Origin of the sequence: Chryseobacterium sp. SSA4.19 (genome assembly GCF_022601875.1) — a bacterium.
Taxonomy (GTDB): domain Bacteria; phylum Bacteroidota; class Bacteroidia; order Flavobacteriales; family Weeksellaceae; genus Chryseobacterium.
Window position 1 is genome coordinate 1 of the sequence record NZ_JAKVIP010000001.1, and the last position, 15,406, is coordinate 15,406.

Genomic DNA, 15,406 nt, shown 5'->3' on the forward strand with positions numbered 1-15,406 from the left:
TATTTTTGAAGAAAGGCTCAGATTATAAAATCTAAGCCCTGACTTTTTAACTTACACACTTTGTGGGAGAGTGTCGTTAAAATAGTTTAGGGGCGACTTTGTCGCCCTGAAACCTGTTAAATAACCATCAGTATATTTATTTCTTTTTCAATACCTCTTCAATTTTCAAAAGCATGTCTTTCGCATTCTGATGTGTCGGTTCCAATTCTAACACTTTTTGATAATCTTTTTACGATAGTGTGTATTCTTTCTTATTAAAATACGCTTCACCGCGACTATCATAAACATTAGCAGAATTTGGAAACTGAGAAACATTCAAACCAAAAATCTTAATAGCTGAATCTACATTTCCATCTTTTAAAAATTCATAACCAAGCTTATTTAATTCATTTTCATCGGAAAAATTATAGTGATCTGGTTTGTTTGTTTTCAATTTTTTATACAGTTCAATACCTTTGTCAATCTTTTTATAGCATTCTTTTCTGATGGTTAAAGCAATAGATTCTTTTTGAGGCTCAATGGGATAATTCTTCCATTGGTTCAAGCTGGCAATACTTAAAAGAATTTCTTCTATTAGTTTAAAATTGTTTCCGTTAGTCATCACAACCAAACCGTTTCCATCGTCAACACTTCCAATATAGTAGCAAACAAAACCTTCATTTTCACCACTATGACCGAAATATTTTGTCCCTTTAAAATCATTCAGAAATACACCAAGATTATTTTCCACTCTTTTTACAGACATTTCTTTTGACAAGATTTTATTTGATTTCCCAATTAATGACAACTGTGTTTCAATGATATATTTTGCCAAATCATTTGGATTTGTCCATAAACCTGCCGCTGCTTTTTCGGGATAAATGTGATATTTGCCTTTTACTTTTTCCCCGTTATTATAGGCTGTTGCAAGTAATTTTTCTTTATCCTTAGAAGGTGGCTGATCGTAAGAGCTTTCGTTCATTCCTAACGGTGTCAAAACATTTTTCAACATGTAATCTTCATATTTCTCTCCTGTAGTATTTTCAAGAATTAATTGTGAAACGGTAGTTCCGCCTCCGGAATATTCAAACTTTAAGTCGGGTTCAAATATCGACCGAACGGCAATCGAGTTGGAAGGCTTTTCTCCATCAAGAATTTGTTTAAGTGTCGGTAATTCTATTCCTTTTTCATAACCTCCGAAACCGTGTACAGACAATCCTGCTTTGTGAGATAATAAGTGAGCAAGAGTGGTTTTCTTTCCTTTTGATACATCATTGTACGGAAATTTCCAAGATGTAAGATAATTATTAATATCATCATCCAAACTTAATTTATCTTCCTAAATAAGTTTTAAAATTCCCAGACTGTTGATCGATTTACTGATGGATGCCGCTTGAAAAAGTGTCTGAGGAGTAGCGGTTCTCTTTTCGGAAGTATCTGCATAACCGTATGCCTTAACCCATTCTATTTTATAATCTTTAATGACTGCAATACTTACAGCATTTGCATTATAAAATGTCATTCTATCTTTTAAAGTCGATTTTTTAGTTTTCGATGTATCCCAATGGTTTAGATCGATTTAAAATATCTTGATTTTTTCATTTATATTTTGTGCAAAAATATGTAATGATAAGAATATAAAAAAGATGGAGTTGAGTTTTTTCATGGTAGCATATTTTTGATTTCGTTATTATTATGACAAACTTCCCGTTTGTTTTATGACATCTTTGTTGAATATTTTTTGTGAATTATTATTTCCGGAATATAAAATTAACTTTTTAAGCTAAATTCATTCATAAAAAAACTCGGCGAAGCAAGGCTTCGCCGAGTTTCAATATAAAATATTCAAATTACTTTTCTAACTGCTTGTAGCTTCTTTGGATAAAATCCGTCAAATCTTTTCCTTTCAACAAATTCTGGGAAAGCTTAGCCAGGTCCAAAGCGTACTTGATCAGGCTTTCCTTTTCGTCCGCATTCTCAGTTTTTAAAATCTGATCTGCAAACTCACTGTTGGAATTCACTACCAGATTATACATTTCCGGGAAACCGCCCATGCCGAACATTCCGCCACCGCCCGTGGCCTGCATGTCTTTCATCCTTCTCATGAACTCAGGCTGAGTGATGGTAAACGGAGCATCCGTGCTGTCAAGATCTTCAAGCTGAACAGTAAATTTCTTGTCGTTTACTGCTTCTTCAACATTCTTTTTCAATGATTCTTTTTCCGTTTCCGTTAATTTGGAAATAACAGGCTCATCTTTTTTGATCAGATTGTTGATGTGATCTGCATCAACCCTTACAAATGAAACATTATCTTTTGAAGTTTCCAGTTTCTGGATAACATGAGGGATAATCGGGGAATCAAAAAGCAATACTTCATAGCCTTTATCTTTTGCCGACTGGATATATCCGTGTTGCTCATCAGCATTGGAGGCATACAAGATAACCAGTTTACCGTCTTTATCGGTCTGATTTGGCTTGATTTTTTCCTCTAATTCGTTCCATAGGAAATATTTTCCATCAGTAGTAGGATAGAGGGTGAATTTATCGGCTTTTTCCGCAAACTTTTCTTCAGTTATGATTCCGTATTCGATAATGACTTTAATATCATTCCATTTCTGTTCATAATCCTCACGGTTTTCATTGATCAGGGAAGCCATTTTATCGGCTACTTTTTTCGTGATGTAAGAAGAAATTTTCTTTACCGCACCATCTGCCTGCAGATACGAACGGGAAACGTTCAGCGGAATATCCGGAGAATCGATAACTCCTCGAAGAAGCATTAAGAAATCCGGAACGATACCCTTTACCTCATCCGTTACGAAAACCTGGTTCTGGTACAGCTGTATTTTATCTTTTTCAATATTCAGGCTGTTGTTCAGTTTAGGGAAAAACAAAATACCTGTCAGGTTAAAAGGATAATCTACATTCAGATGGATATTAAATAAAGGCTCTTCAAACTGCATCGGATACAGCTCATGGTAGAACTTCATATAATCCTCGTTGGTCAGCTCGCTCGGAGCCAATGTCCAGGCCGGAGTCGGATTGTTGATAATGTTGTCTACTTCTTCTGTTTCTGCTACTGCATCTTCTGCAGCATCTTCCGGTAATGGCAGAGTATGTGTTTTAGTTCCGAATTTAATAGGAACCGGCATGAATTTATTGTACTTCAACAAAAGTTCACGAATTTTTCCTTCTTCCAGAAACTCGGCGGAATCTTCTGCAATATGAAGAATAATCTCCGTTCCACGGTCTGTTTTATCGGCTGTTTCTTCTAATGTAAATTCCGGACTTCCGTCACAGATCCAGCGAACCGCAGGCTCATCCTTATACGACTTGGTAACAATTTCCACTTTCTCAGCTACCATGAAGGCAGAGTAAAATCCAAGTCCGAAATGCCCGATAATGCCTGAATCTTTTGCACTGTCCTTATATTTTTCAAGAAATTCCTCAGCTCCGGAAAAAGCTACCTGATTGATGTATTTTTCAACCTCTTCAGCAGTCATCCCAATTCCCTGGTCAATAATACGGAGTGTTTTATTTTCTTTGTCTACCTTAACTTCAATCTTTGGATTTCCATACTCAACTTTTACCTCGCCAATACCTGTTAAGTGCTTCAACTTTAAGGTGGCATCCGTTGCATTGGAAATTAATTCTCTCAAAAAGATTTCGTGGTCACTGTAAAGAAATTTTTTGATAAGCGGGAAAATATTTTCAACCGATACGTTAATATTTCCTTTAGTCATAATAATTTTTGTTTTTAATTTGATTAATCTTCTCAAAAAAAATACCGTTTGAAAGAAAGTGACAATTTGACATTATTTATACTGAGGCATCCATAGCCAGTTGCTATTTTTCTTTTATTATGCCTATTATTACTCCAAAATCGCCATCTTTCTGAATCCAGTTTCCTTTCGGAAAATAGGTTCTTGATACAAAACCGTCCAGGTACAATGCATTTTCACACTCCAGGCTTTTGAATAATGATGCAAGGCTGTAAAGGTTTATTTCTTTCTTAGACATAACAAACACCGGACTGCCGTTTTTCAATATCCCAACACCGTTTCTTATATTTAAATTACGGGAATGATTTTGGAAAGCAGGATTAATTTTTCCATCAATAATCAGCATGGGACCGGATTGGGTCGCAAACTTTATTTTTGGATTAGCTTTAAAATTTTCAGTAGAAACAATAGCAGATTCATTCGATTTCGTAACATAAAAAATACCGTTCGGCTTGAGATAAAAATTTCCTTTGCCAGCCAGAGTGTTAATAGGATTTAAAGTTTTAAAATTCTCTACATATAATCCTTTGGGAATATTGTGTTGAATAAACATTCCTCCGTTCATGGCAAATATCAAATCTTTGTTTCCGGAATTGATGTATTTTTCTAAATTCTGAAGGCTTCTGAAAGGCTGTTTATGATTATCTTTCCAGAAGAATTCAATCCTATCGCTTTTTGAATTGACAGGATAAATGACAAAATCACTATTGATCTCCTTATCTGTGCTACAGGAAAATAAGATGATCAATATCGGAAAAAATATCAGTTTCAGCTTCATGAATTTTATATAAAATTGCAAAAAAAAGACAGCCGAAAGCTGTCTTAAATTATAAATAACCTGAAAAACTATTTTACTTTATTTTTCAGCTCCTCTTTGATTTTGTTTTCCAGTTCTTCAGCAAGTTCAGGATTGTCTTTTAAGACATCTTTCACAGCATCACGACCCTGCCCCAGTTTCGTTTCCTCATAGCTGAACCATGAGCCGCTTTTCTTCACGATGCCTTGTTCCACGGCCTGATCAAGGATTTCTCCTGTTTTGGAAACTCCTTCACCATACATAATGTCAAATTCAGCCTGTTTGAAAGGAGGAGCCACTTTGTTTTTTACAATCTTTACTTTCACCCGGCTTCCTATAGCTTCGTCACCGTTTTTAATTGGTGCACTGGCCTTTCTGATATCTACTCTCACGGACGCATAAAATTTAAGGGCATTACCACCGGTAGTGGTTTCAGGATTACCAAACATGACACCGATTTTTTCTCTCAGCTGGTTAATGAAAATAACCGTACATTTTGTTCTGGAGATCGTGGCCGTTAATTTTCTTAATGCCTGAGACATCAATCGTGCGTGGAGACCCATTTTGGAGTCACCCATTTCACCTTCTATCTCCGCTTTAGGAGTCAGGGCAGCCACTGAGTCAATAACGACAATATCAATCGCTCCTGAACGAATCAGGTTATCAGCAATTTCTAAAGCCTGTTCACCATTATCGGGTTGGGAAATAATCAGGTTTTCTAAGTCGATTCCTAATTTTGCCGCATATGTTCTGTCAAAAGCATGCTCGGCATCAATAAATGCTGCAATACCTCCCGCTTTCTGAGCTTCTGCGATAGCATGCAGTGTCAGCGTAGTCTTACCGGAAGATTCAGGCCCGTATATTTCAATAATTCTTCCTCTGGGATAACCGCCAACACCTAAGGCAATGTCAATTCCCAAAGATCCGGAAGGAATAACTTCAATAGTAGTGTCAACTGTACTGTCACCAAGGGTCATTACCGTTCCTTTTCCGTATGTTTTATCTAACTTGTCAAGCACCAATGAAAGCGCTTTTTTCTTATCGTCTATATTACTCATCTGTCTTTTAAATTAATAATCAAATTTACGAAAAAATACACTGATAAACTAATATTATATACCACTAAAAACTGATTTCATAGTTAAAAAAAGTATAAAATTTTGAGATATTAATGATCAGATAACCAATTTGAATTTTGATGTTTAACTCGTTGGAATTCAGTATTTGTAATTGAGTGTCAGTAAAGGATTTTTAATGAAAATTTGAATTTTGAGTGATGTTAAGATAGTCACTCAGAACTTTCATCTGGTCTTTATTTCCTTTTTCAATTCTGGCTTTGCGGCTGACCAGGCGGTCGTATACCTGATTTACGGCCCGTTTGGTTTTTGGGAAAGCATTCTTAAAGGGAATTTCAGGAATATGAAGTCTTCTGCAGACTTCAGCATCGAGAAGAAACCAGGTGCAGCTGATGTGAAGATAGCGCAGGTTTTTTTTTTGAAAGGAATACTTCAGAATAGGATTTTCAAGAGATTCGTTCAATAAGGAATGAGCCAGAAGAATGGAGTCTTTATCTGCAGGGGGCTGTACGGATGTCCATAAATAGAAATATTCGGTAGCCTGCTTTTTGTCATTCGGTAAGAGGTTTTCAGGGATTCCCAGCAGGTGACCAACATATTTCCAAAGGTGAAAAAGCCCTTTTTCTTCATTGGAGGAAAAGGTATTTCCCAGTTTATGCAGGCTATGAAGAAAGACAAGGCTGAACCCAATATAGGTTGCCATCATATCCCAGGAATTGATAGGTTCACCCCAGTTTTCAGTGTCCCATTCTTTATAGTGTTTTTTAATGGATAATCTTGCATAAGAATGAATCATTCTGGTCTTTATCGCAAATTCGTATCCTTTTTTATGAATTTCCAGAGCATTGTACCGGGTCACATTGACCCAGAAATCAAGGGTTTCTGAAAGTCTTTTGACAGCACCCTTTTTTAACGCTTCTGTGATGATTAGCGGCTTATTTAGATAAGCATAATCATAACCGCCCATCAGGCAGTAATCCCGAAGGGAAATAAGTGCATCAAGGTTGCTTCTCATGCATAATTCTGCACCGCTTCTGAGCAGGTCATGATCAAGCCAGTTGGGAATCTTCTGGGTCTGAGAAAACATTTCTTTTATACTTCCCGGAACAGCATCATGATCAGCAATTCCATTTCTGATATATTTTTCCAGCTCTCTGGAAGCTTCCTGAAAGCTTTTAGTTAAATAAATATCTCTTACTACTTGGTCTCCTATACGATCTACATCATAAAAATAAGGAGCAAACTTTTCAAAATCGGTGAAGCCTACTTCGGCTTCGGAAAACTCAATGAGTTGTTTCCCATTGCCTTTCGTCCAGAAATTTTTAAAATGTGGTGAATCTTTAAATCGCGGTTGCATTATATTTTTCTCCATTAAACATAAAATTACAAGTTTTGCGCCGAACAGAGCGTGAGATTTATCACTGCTAGCATAAATGCTAAAAAAATACTACAAACGGGTAATTTTTTTGTGTTTATGGAATTTGAAAATTTGTATAAAAATAATTATTATGAAAACAAAAATTTTATTACTGTTACTGCTAAATACTGCATGTGTAATGTTTGGGCAGGAAGAATTTAAAAAATACTATGTAATTCCATCTGCTACTCATGGATACAGTCTTAAAAAAGAGGTTCAAAAAAAATATGAAGAACTTGATCAGAAAGGAAAAGAAGAACTTACTAAAGGGTATAAACTTGGTGAAAAAATAAAAATAGTACAAAAAGCTAATGTTTCGGGTAAAGAATTGGAAGTCATAAAGGAAGTAACTGTGAATGAAGATTTTTTCAACACCTTAACCAAAAGTGAGACTGTGGAGGTAGATTTAAAGCATAAAACCAAAGCTATGGTGGCTATATCTAAAAATAAATTAATTGTTAATCCATACTTGTTAAGTAATTCCAACGATAAGAACAATACGATATATTTTTACAAACTGGAAAATAGGCAGAGTATTAAGCTTAAAACAAAGAACTGGACAGTAAATGGTATTACAATACCTGTAAAATACAGATTTAAGGGTAAAAACGGTCTTAAAGAGGATTTTTCTACAGGTATTAACGGTAATCTTTTTGTGGGTTATTCTTTAGGGGGAACCACCTTTTTTTACCAGGAAGAAGTAGGGACCAAGGAAAATAACTGGAAAATTACAGGAGGTATTTTATTTGGCGCCTCTTCTGTAAAACTGAATAAATCCAATACCAATTTATCCAATACTCCGATTCTTGATGATTCAGAATTTACGAAAGGCTTAGGATCAATAGCTTTCGGATTTACTTATTCATACAACAGTATTAATTTAGGTGCTTTTCTAGGTTTTGATTACGCCATTGGCCAGGATGCTGAAATCTGGAATCACAATAAAAAGCCTTGGTTGGGGATTGGAGTAGGATATAAAATATTTTAAATTCCGTATTTAATTTTGTTCTCGTTCAAAAATCCCAACAGCTTTTCTTTATTTTTTACAGAGAAAGATCTTTTTTTACCATTTTTCAGTTTTAAAAAAATGATCTCCCGGCCGCCTGTGATAAAAGCTTTCCCATATTTTCTTGAAAGTCTTACTCCCCAGCCTCCGAAATCTGAAATAGGGTCTGTATGTATGAATTGTATTTCTTTAATATCATCCCAGCTGATCTTTTTCCGCTTCAGGATGAAAGGGAAAAAATGATATTCAAAATATTGAGAGTTTAGGTTTAACTTTAATGCTGAACATAAAAACAATAAGGTCAATGGAATAGTAATAACAATAACGGTTAAAGGTGATTCATTGTCTTTCACGAGAATAAAGCTCCCCACGATAGCCTGAAAGATGAGAAGTATGGCAAAGGCCTTAGGAAAGCCTGATTTTTCCTGAAAAGTTCTGTCATCCATAAAAAATAATAAACTAAAATTACAAAAAACAAAAAAACCTTCCAAATCGGAAGGTTTTATATTACTCATTGCTGATTGCTCATTAGTTAGATAAAGAAGCCGCATGAATCAGCATATCTACCAATTTGTTGGAATATCCCATTTCATTGTCATACCATGAAACAAGTTTTACAAATTTAGGAGAAAGCATAATCCCTGCATCCTTATCGAATATAGAGGTTCTCTTATCTCCTACGAAATCCTGAGAAACGACCGCATCTTCCGTGTATCCTAAAATACCTTTTAATTCTCCTTCTGAAGCCGCTTTGATGGCTGCGCAGATTTCTTCGTAAGAAGTTGCTTTTTCAAGTCTTACTGTTAAATCCACTACGGAAACGTCAACAGTCGGTACTCTGAAAGACATCCCTGTTAATTTTCCGTTTAATGAAGGAATTACTTTTCCTACCGCTTTTGCAGCACCGGTAGAAGAAGGAATGATATTGTTAAGCGCTGCTCTACCGCCTCTCCAATCTTTCATGGAAGGACCGTCAACCGTTTTCTGAGTTGCCGTTGTAGCGTGTACCGTTGTCATAAGGCCTTCTTCAATTCCGAAGTTATCGTGGATCACTTTAGCTAAAGGAGCCAGACAGTTAGTCGTACAAGAAGCGTTTGATAAAATCTTGATATCGTCTGTAAGTTCGGTATGGTTTACTCCCATTACAAACATTGGTGTGTCGTCTTTAGACGGAGCAGAAAGGATTACTTTTTTTGCTCCTGCGTTGATGTGCTTTGTAGCATTTTCTTTATCTAAGAATAAGCCTGTAGATTCAACGATATAATCAGCTCCGATTTCATTCCACTTCAGGTTATTCGGGTCTCTTTCAGCAGTAACTCTGATTTTTTTTCCGTTTACTACAAGATCATTTCCTTCTACAGAAACTTCTCCCGGAAAAATACCGTGTACAGAATCATATTTAAGCATATAAGCCATATATTCTGCGTTAATCAGGTCATTGATTCCTACTACTTCGATATTATCTCTTTCAGTCATTGCTCTGAATACAAGACGTCCGATTCTACCAAACCCGTTGATACCTACTTTGATTGTTGACATAATAGTTTGTTTAAATTATATTAAAATATTAGATTGCTAAAATTTCTGAAATCAGTAAGAGGTCTTTATTGATTTCGTTATGTTTCTTAATGGCTTCCTCAATGGGTGTATACACGAGATCATTGGAACGCATGCCTGCCATGACATTGGTCTGGCCGGCCATCAATCCTGTTACGGCCCCATAGCCCAATCTGCTGGCCAGTACCCGGTCTGCACAGCTTGGCGATCCTCCTCTCTGGATATGCCCTAAAATGGCAACACGGATATCATAATCAGGAAATTCTTTTTTTGTTTTTTCCGCAAGTTCATAGATGTTAGCCAGTTTTTCACCTTCTGCAACTACTACAATGCTTGATGCTTTACCCGTTTTTTCTGCATTTCTGAAATTGGCAAACAATTCATCAATGCTGTCTTTTCTTTCTGGGATCAGAATATCCAAAGCTCCGGCTGCCAGGCCACTGTTTAAAGCGATGAATCCGGCATCGCGTCCCATCACTTCTACAAAGAATACCCTGTTGTGTGAAGTTGCGGTATCACGGATCTTGTCAATCGCTTCCATAGCGGTATTCAGGGCCGTATCATAGCCGATGGTATTATCAGTTCCGAAAATATCATTGTCAATTGTTCCGGGAACACCCACAACCCTGATTCCGAACTCTTCATTAAAGATTTTTGCACCTGTAAACGTTCCGTCTCCACCGATGCATACCAATCCGTCAATTCCCAGCTTAACACAATTGTCGTAAGCTTTCTGCCGGCCTTCTGCCGTTTTAAATTCCATGGATCGGGCAGACTTAAGAATGGTTCCGCCCTGGTTGATTATATTTTTTACGGAACGTGGCCCCATTTTAAGGAAATCACCGTGGATAAGGCCATTATAACCTTCCCTCACACCATAACATTCGATATTGTAATAATTGGCAGTTCTTACGACTGCTCTTAATGCTGCATTCATACCCGGAGAATCACCTCCCGAAGTTAGAACGGCAATTTTTTTTACAGCACTTTCTTTCATCTGGTAAAAAATTTCGAACACAAATTTACAAAAACAAGTTCAGATAAAGGCAGTAACTTGATAAGAGTTTTGAATACAAATGATTAAAACTGCCTAAAATTTGTGGGTTTGAAAATATATCTTGCGGTTTGGGTTTCAGGATGATCAATATCCAGCTCATACCATGGCGAAATCCTTCGGTTAAAAGGATTCGAGAGGATATGAAGAGATTGAGCCGGCGTAAAGCCTTCACCCAATAAAAACAATTTTTTACCTTGTGCATTGCTGCAGACTCCTGAAATAAAAACTACATGTCCGGGGCTTCCTGGTGTAATCAGGATATCTCCTGTTTTCAAATCAGAGTTTTTAATGACAGGTTTTGTTTCTTCGTTTAATGAAATGGTTCCTGCATAATTAAAGATCAGATCCAAATAATTCCTGAAATTCTTATACGAATCGTCAAATACAGCTGTCTTTCTGAAGCTCACGGAGTTACCGTTTACAAAAGCTCTTATTCCGTTTTTATAATCATTCCAGGTAACGAGGTCGCCGCTGGTAAAATGAAACTGTATCTTGTCAAACTGTTTGGATTTAAAAAGATATTCTGCTCTCAGGCGAATGATTGCATCAGCACACTGCTGAAGGTCCTTACTTCCGGTATCTATATCGAAAACAGCTTCATGGAGATGTTGCGTGGAGATGGGTGATCCATCATACTTCAAAATCTTGCTTCCATAATCTTTGAGTCTGAAATTTTCAATAAAATATCCGAAAGAATCCGGTTTTTCCTCAATCCATGTATAATTTTCTGGTGTCAAAAATCTTTCCTTTATCGTGTTTTTGTCTTTATTGATGCGAATTGGATTTTCAGAATTTTCATTTTCAGAATTGGGTTTTGATGAGGTTTTGTCATTGTGACAATTTAAAACAGATAGTAAAATAATAATTCCCCAAATAATCTTTTTCATACAATTGGTTTTAATCTTACCTGAAAGATATAAAAGATTCCTGACTCAAACGATGCAGGAAAATTGAATGTTTAAAATGATATTTAATCCGTTATAAGTTCCCGCTGTTTGTTTAAGACAAAAGAAAATTAGAGAAAAGAAACTAATTTTTTTCCGTTAAATATTTCCAGTATCTTCTCGGAACATGCTGAATATGAAGCTTCAGATTCTTCCTTTCCACAATATTGGTTTTTGTAAAATAACGTTGCCAAAGGGTCTGGTAATTCTTTTCTTCATCGTGAAATTTCTGATGATATGCTTTCAGATCCAATTTTTCGTCAGGATAGAAAAAATCACAGGTTTCAAGATCATATAGGATTCCGTAATTCCTTCTCAGGTCATAGATCATCCATCGCTGGTCCCTGTAACGGTCCCGGAAATGTTTCCGTATTAGCGGTACAACATTAAAGTCAGGATCAATCTTGGCAAAAAAAACACCGTCCTTCATCTTTTCAAAACGCACGAACGCAGTCATCCGGTGTCTTTCACGGCTTACGGATTTGCAGATTTTAGAAATCCTGAGAATATCCTGATCAGCATAATTCTGCAGGATATTTTCTCCCGGATGTTTAACAGACTGCTGCACGGCAGATAGAATAAGCTGTTCCATTTGAGGATCTTCTGATAAGTATACCTTTAACAGCTCGTGAATACCTGATTTCCCGATGGTTTGCTCCAGCTTATCTAATACCCTTTTAGATTTATCCGGTTGTGTGATGGTCTCATGAATTTCTGCAAAAATATTTTCCTGATGAAAATTCGTACTGCTGATGATTTCCACCTCTTTGTAACGGTATTCGAAAACTTCAAATACTGCAGTGAAAAGTCCATCGAAGCTTCCGTCGTAGAGTAGGGTAGTCATGGGTTTAATTTGAGAATTATATAATTTGAGGATGTAATAATTAGGAACTGTTTTTCGTTGTAAACGATTTAACTTTCCCTCTCTGATTTTTCATCTGTATTAACTTTGTATAATCTACAAAATCTACTAAAAAATCATATTTCATTTCAATATAAACAGGCTATAAGATATATTAAACCAAATAAAAGCTAATTGCCAAAGGCTGTTCTTAAAACAACGTCAGCTGCTGTGAAAACTGATTGTGAAATTTGGAAGAGCTTCCTCCGATAATCAGCTTTCTGAAATTTTTATCCGTTAAATATCTTAAATAGGCATTTCCCGCATTGAAATCAATGAAATATTTGGCCCGGTTTACTGCGGCTCCCAGTTTTTTCAGGTGGTCCATCGTAAGCACCTGAAACCGTCTTGCGCTTACAATTTTCTGAGCAGTCTTTACGCCGATTCCCGGAATTCTTAAAATCATCTGATAATCTGCTGTCTGAAGGTTTACCGGAAACTCTTCAAGATGCCTCAGTGCCCAGCTCATTTTGGGGTCAACTTCAAGATCTAAAAAAGGCATGTTCGGATCCAGGATTTCTTCGGCTTTAAAACCATAAAAACGCATCAGCCAATCCGACTGATAGAGGCGGTTTTCACGAAGCATCGGGACTTCTGTGGTTAATGAAGGTAATCTTTTATCTTCTAATACCGGAACATAACCGGAATAATAAACCCTTTTTAAATTGAAATTTTTATAGAAATGGTCCGCTACTTTAATGATCTGTAGGTCATTTTCATTGGTGGCGCCTACAATCATCTGTGTTGACTGTCCTGCCGGCGCAAACTTCGGTACTTTTCTGAAAATTTTCTTTTCATCTTTATACTGTGCAATCCCATTCTGGATATATTTCATCGGATTGAGCATATCCTGTCTGTTTTTTTCAGGAGCGAGAAGTTTCAGCCCGCTTTCAGTAGGGATTTCAAGATTAATAGACAATCTGTCGGCATATAAAGCGGCTTCCTGCATCAATTCGTCACTAGCCCCCGGGATTGATTTTAAATGGATATATCCGTTAAAATTTTCTTCTAAACGTAACTTTTTTGCCACCCTTACCAAGCGCTCCATAGTCGTGTCGGCATTTTTAAAAATACCTGAACTTAAAAATAAGCCTTCGATATAATTTCTTCGATAGAAATTGATTGTTACATCGACTACTTCTTCTACCGTAAAAGCCGCCCTTTTGATATCATTAGAACTTCTGGAAACGCAGTACGCGCAATCATAAATACAGTGGTTGGTCAGGAGAATTTTTAGAAGCGAAACACAACGGCCGTCTTCCGTATAGGTATGGCAGATCCCGCTTGCAGAACTGTCTCCCAATGCGCCTTTTTTGTTTTTTCTCGAACCTCCGCTGGACGAACACGAAACATCATATTTCGCTGCATCAGCAAGGATTTCGAGTTTTTCTTTAAGGCGGTCAAAATTCATATGATGGATTGATAGTGTTAATTTTAGGTTTAAGAAAACATTCAAATGTAAGTCCAAAATTAATAAAAATCAATATTTTTCGATTGAACTTATAAACAACTGAAAGTCATAAAATCACTATCTTTACGCTTCATTAAAGTTATACTATGAATCATCAACCGATTGAAGGTTTTTCAAAGCTTACCAAGCAGGGGAAAATCGACTGGCTTGTTAGCGAATACCTTGAAGGAAACAGTGACTACCAAAATATTTTAAATCAATACTGGAACGAAAATCCTGATCTTCAGAAACTTCATGATGAATTTTCTGAAAATACGATTTCCAATTTTTATATGCCGTACGGGATTGCCCCGAATTTCCTAATTGACGGGAAATTATTTGCGCTTCCGATGGCAGTGGAAGAAAGTTCGGTGGTAGCAGCGGCTTCAAAAGCTGCTAAATTCTGGATTGACAAAGGAGGTTTTAAAACCACTATTATTAACAACGAGAAGCTTGGACATACCCATTTTATCTTTAATGTTGAATCTCATAAGCTTCTTAATTTCTTTAACTTCAATCTGAAGAAAAAACTTATTGAAGCTACGGATGACATTACGGCAAACATGAGGAATCGAGGTGGCGGAATCCTGGATATAAAATTAATTGATAAAACTGCTGAAATGCCCAATTATTACCAGCTCAAAGCCAGTTTTGATACGGTTGATTCTATGGGAGCCAACTTTATTAATTCTTGCCTGGAACAGTTCGGGAAAACATTGAAACAGGAAGTGGCGACAAGTGAAGCTTTTTCGCAGGAGGAAAAAAACTCGCTACAGATCGTTATGAATATTCTTTCCAATTTTACGCCGGATTGTATCGTAAGAGCTGAAGTTTCCTGTAAGATTGATGATTTGAAGGATGACAGCGGGATCTCAAATGAAGAATTTGCAAGAAAGTTCAAACAGGCGGTAACCATTGCTGAAATTGAGCCGTTCCGCGCAACGACACATAACAAGGGCATTATGAACGGAGTAGATGCTGTCGTGATTGCCACAGGAAATGATTTCCGTGCAACAGAGGCCTGTGCGCATGCTTATGCAGCCCGAAACGGTAAATATTCTTCTTTAACACACTGTACAATCGATAACGGAATTTTCAGATTCTGGATTGATCTTCCGATTTCTGTAGGGGTTGTAGGCGGCTTGACGAATCTTCACCCGTTAGTAAAGTTTTCCCTTGCTCTCTTAGGGAAACCTTCTGCACAGGAACTGATGAGCATCCTGGCCGTTTCCGGACTGGCCCAGAACTTCGGGGCGTTACGTTCTCTGGTAACCACAGGAATCCAGAAAGGTCATATGAAGATGCACTTGCTGAATATTTTAAACCAGATGGGGGCAACCGAGGAAGAAAAACAACATTTCGTTACCTACTTTAAAGATAAAACGGTTACCCATCACGAGGTGATCAGTGAGTTTAACAGAATGAGAGAAAGTAATTAATT

Annotated in this window: 12 protein-coding genes and 1 pseudogene; 2 read left to right on the plus strand and 11 right to left on the minus strand. The window is 36.9% G+C overall.

Translation table 11 applies throughout. From position 1 onward, the window contains the following. Window positions 1-229 precede the first annotated feature (229 nt). The 5 genes and pseudogenes from MKJ01_RS00005 to MKJ01_RS00025 form a co-directional block, all read right to left on the minus strand. Window positions 230-1,558, minus strand: a pseudogene (locus MKJ01_RS00005) (serine hydrolase). Window positions 1,559-1,829: 271 nt separating this feature from the next. Next, entirely contained in the window at window positions 1,830-3,722 is a 1,893-nt protein-coding gene (gene htpG, locus MKJ01_RS00010; RefSeq protein ID WP_241610755.1) for a molecular chaperone HtpG, read from the minus strand. Between the two features lie 103 nt (window positions 3,723-3,825). Beyond that, the gene (locus MKJ01_RS00015; RefSeq protein WP_241610757.1) at window positions 3,826-4,539 is read right to left on the minus strand and encodes a phosphodiester glycosidase family protein; all 714 of its coding nucleotides are present in this window, start codon (window positions 4,537-4,539) and stop codon (window positions 3,826-3,828) included. Between the two features lie 68 nt (window positions 4,540-4,607). After that, window positions 4,608-5,615, minus strand: a complete 1,008-nt coding sequence (gene recA / locus MKJ01_RS00020) for a recombinase RecA (RefSeq protein WP_241610759.1) — start codon at window positions 5,613-5,615, stop codon at window positions 4,608-4,610. A gap of 193 nt (window positions 5,616-5,808) precedes the next feature. Next, the gene (locus tag MKJ01_RS00025) at window positions 5,809-7,005 is read right to left on the minus strand and encodes an oxygenase MpaB family protein (protein WP_241610760.1); all 1,197 of its coding nucleotides are present in this window, start codon (window positions 7,003-7,005) and stop codon (window positions 5,809-5,811) included. Between the two features lie 136 nt (window positions 7,006-7,141). Between MKJ01_RS00025 and MKJ01_RS00030 the strand changes: the two genes are divergently transcribed. After that, window positions 7,142-8,038: a hypothetical protein gene (locus tag MKJ01_RS00030; RefSeq protein WP_241610762.1), complete on the plus strand. Its 897-nt coding sequence runs from the start codon at window positions 7,142-7,144 to the stop codon at window positions 8,036-8,038. On the opposite strand, the gene MKJ01_RS00035 is transcribed toward MKJ01_RS00030, so the two are convergent. The 6 genes from MKJ01_RS00035 to MKJ01_RS00060 form a co-directional block, all read right to left on the minus strand. Beyond that, window positions 8,035-8,502 carry a hypothetical protein gene (locus MKJ01_RS00035; protein WP_241610764.1) on the minus strand — a complete coding sequence of 156 codons (468 nt, stop codon included), beginning with the start codon at window positions 8,500-8,502 and terminating at the stop codon, window positions 8,035-8,037. The two genes, MKJ01_RS00030 and MKJ01_RS00035, sit on opposite strands and share 4 nt — an antisense overlap. An 82-nt stretch (window positions 8,503-8,584) precedes the next feature. Next, entirely contained in the window at window positions 8,585-9,595 is a 1,011-nt protein-coding gene (gene gap, locus MKJ01_RS00040; protein WP_241610765.1) for a type I glyceraldehyde-3-phosphate dehydrogenase, read from the minus strand. Between the two features lie 28 nt (window positions 9,596-9,623). After that, complete coding sequence (pfkA, locus tag MKJ01_RS00045; RefSeq protein WP_241610766.1) at window positions 9,624-10,610, minus strand: 6-phosphofructokinase; 987 nt, start codon at window positions 10,608-10,610, stop codon at window positions 9,624-9,626. Window positions 10,611-10,693: 83 nt separating this feature from the next. Next, window positions 10,694-11,557, minus strand: coding sequence for a DUF4846 domain-containing protein (locus tag MKJ01_RS00050; protein ID WP_241610767.1), 864 nt, complete (start codon window positions 11,555-11,557; stop codon window positions 10,694-10,696). A 142-nt stretch (window positions 11,558-11,699) separates the two neighbouring features. Then, window positions 11,700-12,458 (minus strand): TIGR03915 family putative DNA repair protein, encoded by a 759-nt coding sequence (locus MKJ01_RS00055; protein WP_241610768.1) that lies wholly within the window; start codon window positions 12,456-12,458, stop codon window positions 11,700-11,702. A 208-nt stretch (window positions 12,459-12,666) separates the two neighbouring features. Beyond that, on the minus strand, window positions 12,667-13,926 hold the full coding sequence (locus MKJ01_RS00060; RefSeq protein ID WP_241610769.1) for a putative DNA modification/repair radical SAM protein: 1,260 nt from the start codon (window positions 13,924-13,926) through the stop codon (window positions 12,667-12,669). 146 nt (window positions 13,927-14,072) lie between these two features. Between MKJ01_RS00060 and MKJ01_RS00065 the strand changes: the two genes are divergently transcribed. Next, on the plus strand, window positions 14,073-15,404 hold the full coding sequence (locus MKJ01_RS00065) for a hydroxymethylglutaryl-CoA reductase, degradative (RefSeq protein ID WP_241610770.1): 1,332 nt from the start codon (window positions 14,073-14,075) through the stop codon (window positions 15,402-15,404). Window positions 15,405-15,406 lie beyond the last annotated feature (2 nt).

Excerpts from the sequence above, each read along its gene's own strand:
- MKJ01_RS00050 (WP_241610767.1), bottom strand. The coding sequence starts at position 11,557 with ATGAAAAAGATTATTTGGGGAATTATTATTTTACTATCTGTTTTAAAT.
- MKJ01_RS00025 (WP_241610760.1), bottom strand. The coding sequence starts at position 7,005 with ATGGAGAAAAATATAATGCAACCGCGATTTAAAGATTCACCACATTTT.
- pfkA (WP_241610766.1), bottom strand. The coding sequence starts at position 10,610 with ATGAAAGAAAGTGCTGTAAAAAAAATTGCCGTTCTAACTTCGGGAGGT.
- MKJ01_RS00065 (WP_241610770.1), top strand. The coding sequence starts at position 14,073 with ATGAATCATCAACCGATTGAAGGTTTTTCAAAGCTTACCAAGCAGGGG.
- recA (WP_241610759.1), bottom strand. The coding sequence starts at position 5,615 with ATGAGTAATATAGACGATAAGAAAAAAGCGCTTTCATTGGTGCTTGAC.
- MKJ01_RS00060 (WP_241610769.1), bottom strand. The coding sequence starts at position 13,926 with ATGAATTTTGACCGCCTTAAAGAAAAACTCGAAATCCTTGCTGATGCA.
- MKJ01_RS00030 (WP_241610762.1), top strand. The coding sequence starts at position 7,142 with ATGAAAACAAAAATTTTATTACTGTTACTGCTAAATACTGCATGTGTA.
- htpG (WP_241610755.1), bottom strand. The coding sequence starts at position 3,722 with ATGACTAAAGGAAATATTAACGTATCGGTTGAAAATATTTTCCCGCTT.
- MKJ01_RS00035 (WP_241610764.1), bottom strand. The coding sequence starts at position 8,502 with ATGGATGACAGAACTTTTCAGGAAAAATCAGGCTTTCCTAAGGCCTTT.
- MKJ01_RS00015 (WP_241610757.1), bottom strand. The coding sequence starts at position 4,539 with ATGAAGCTGAAACTGATATTTTTTCCGATATTGATCATCTTATTTTCC.
- gap (WP_241610765.1), bottom strand. The coding sequence starts at position 9,595 with ATGTCAACAATCAAAGTAGGTATCAACGGGTTTGGTAGAATCGGACGT.
- MKJ01_RS00055 (WP_241610768.1), bottom strand. The coding sequence starts at position 12,458 with ATGACTACCCTACTCTACGACGGAAGCTTCGATGGACTTTTCACTGCA.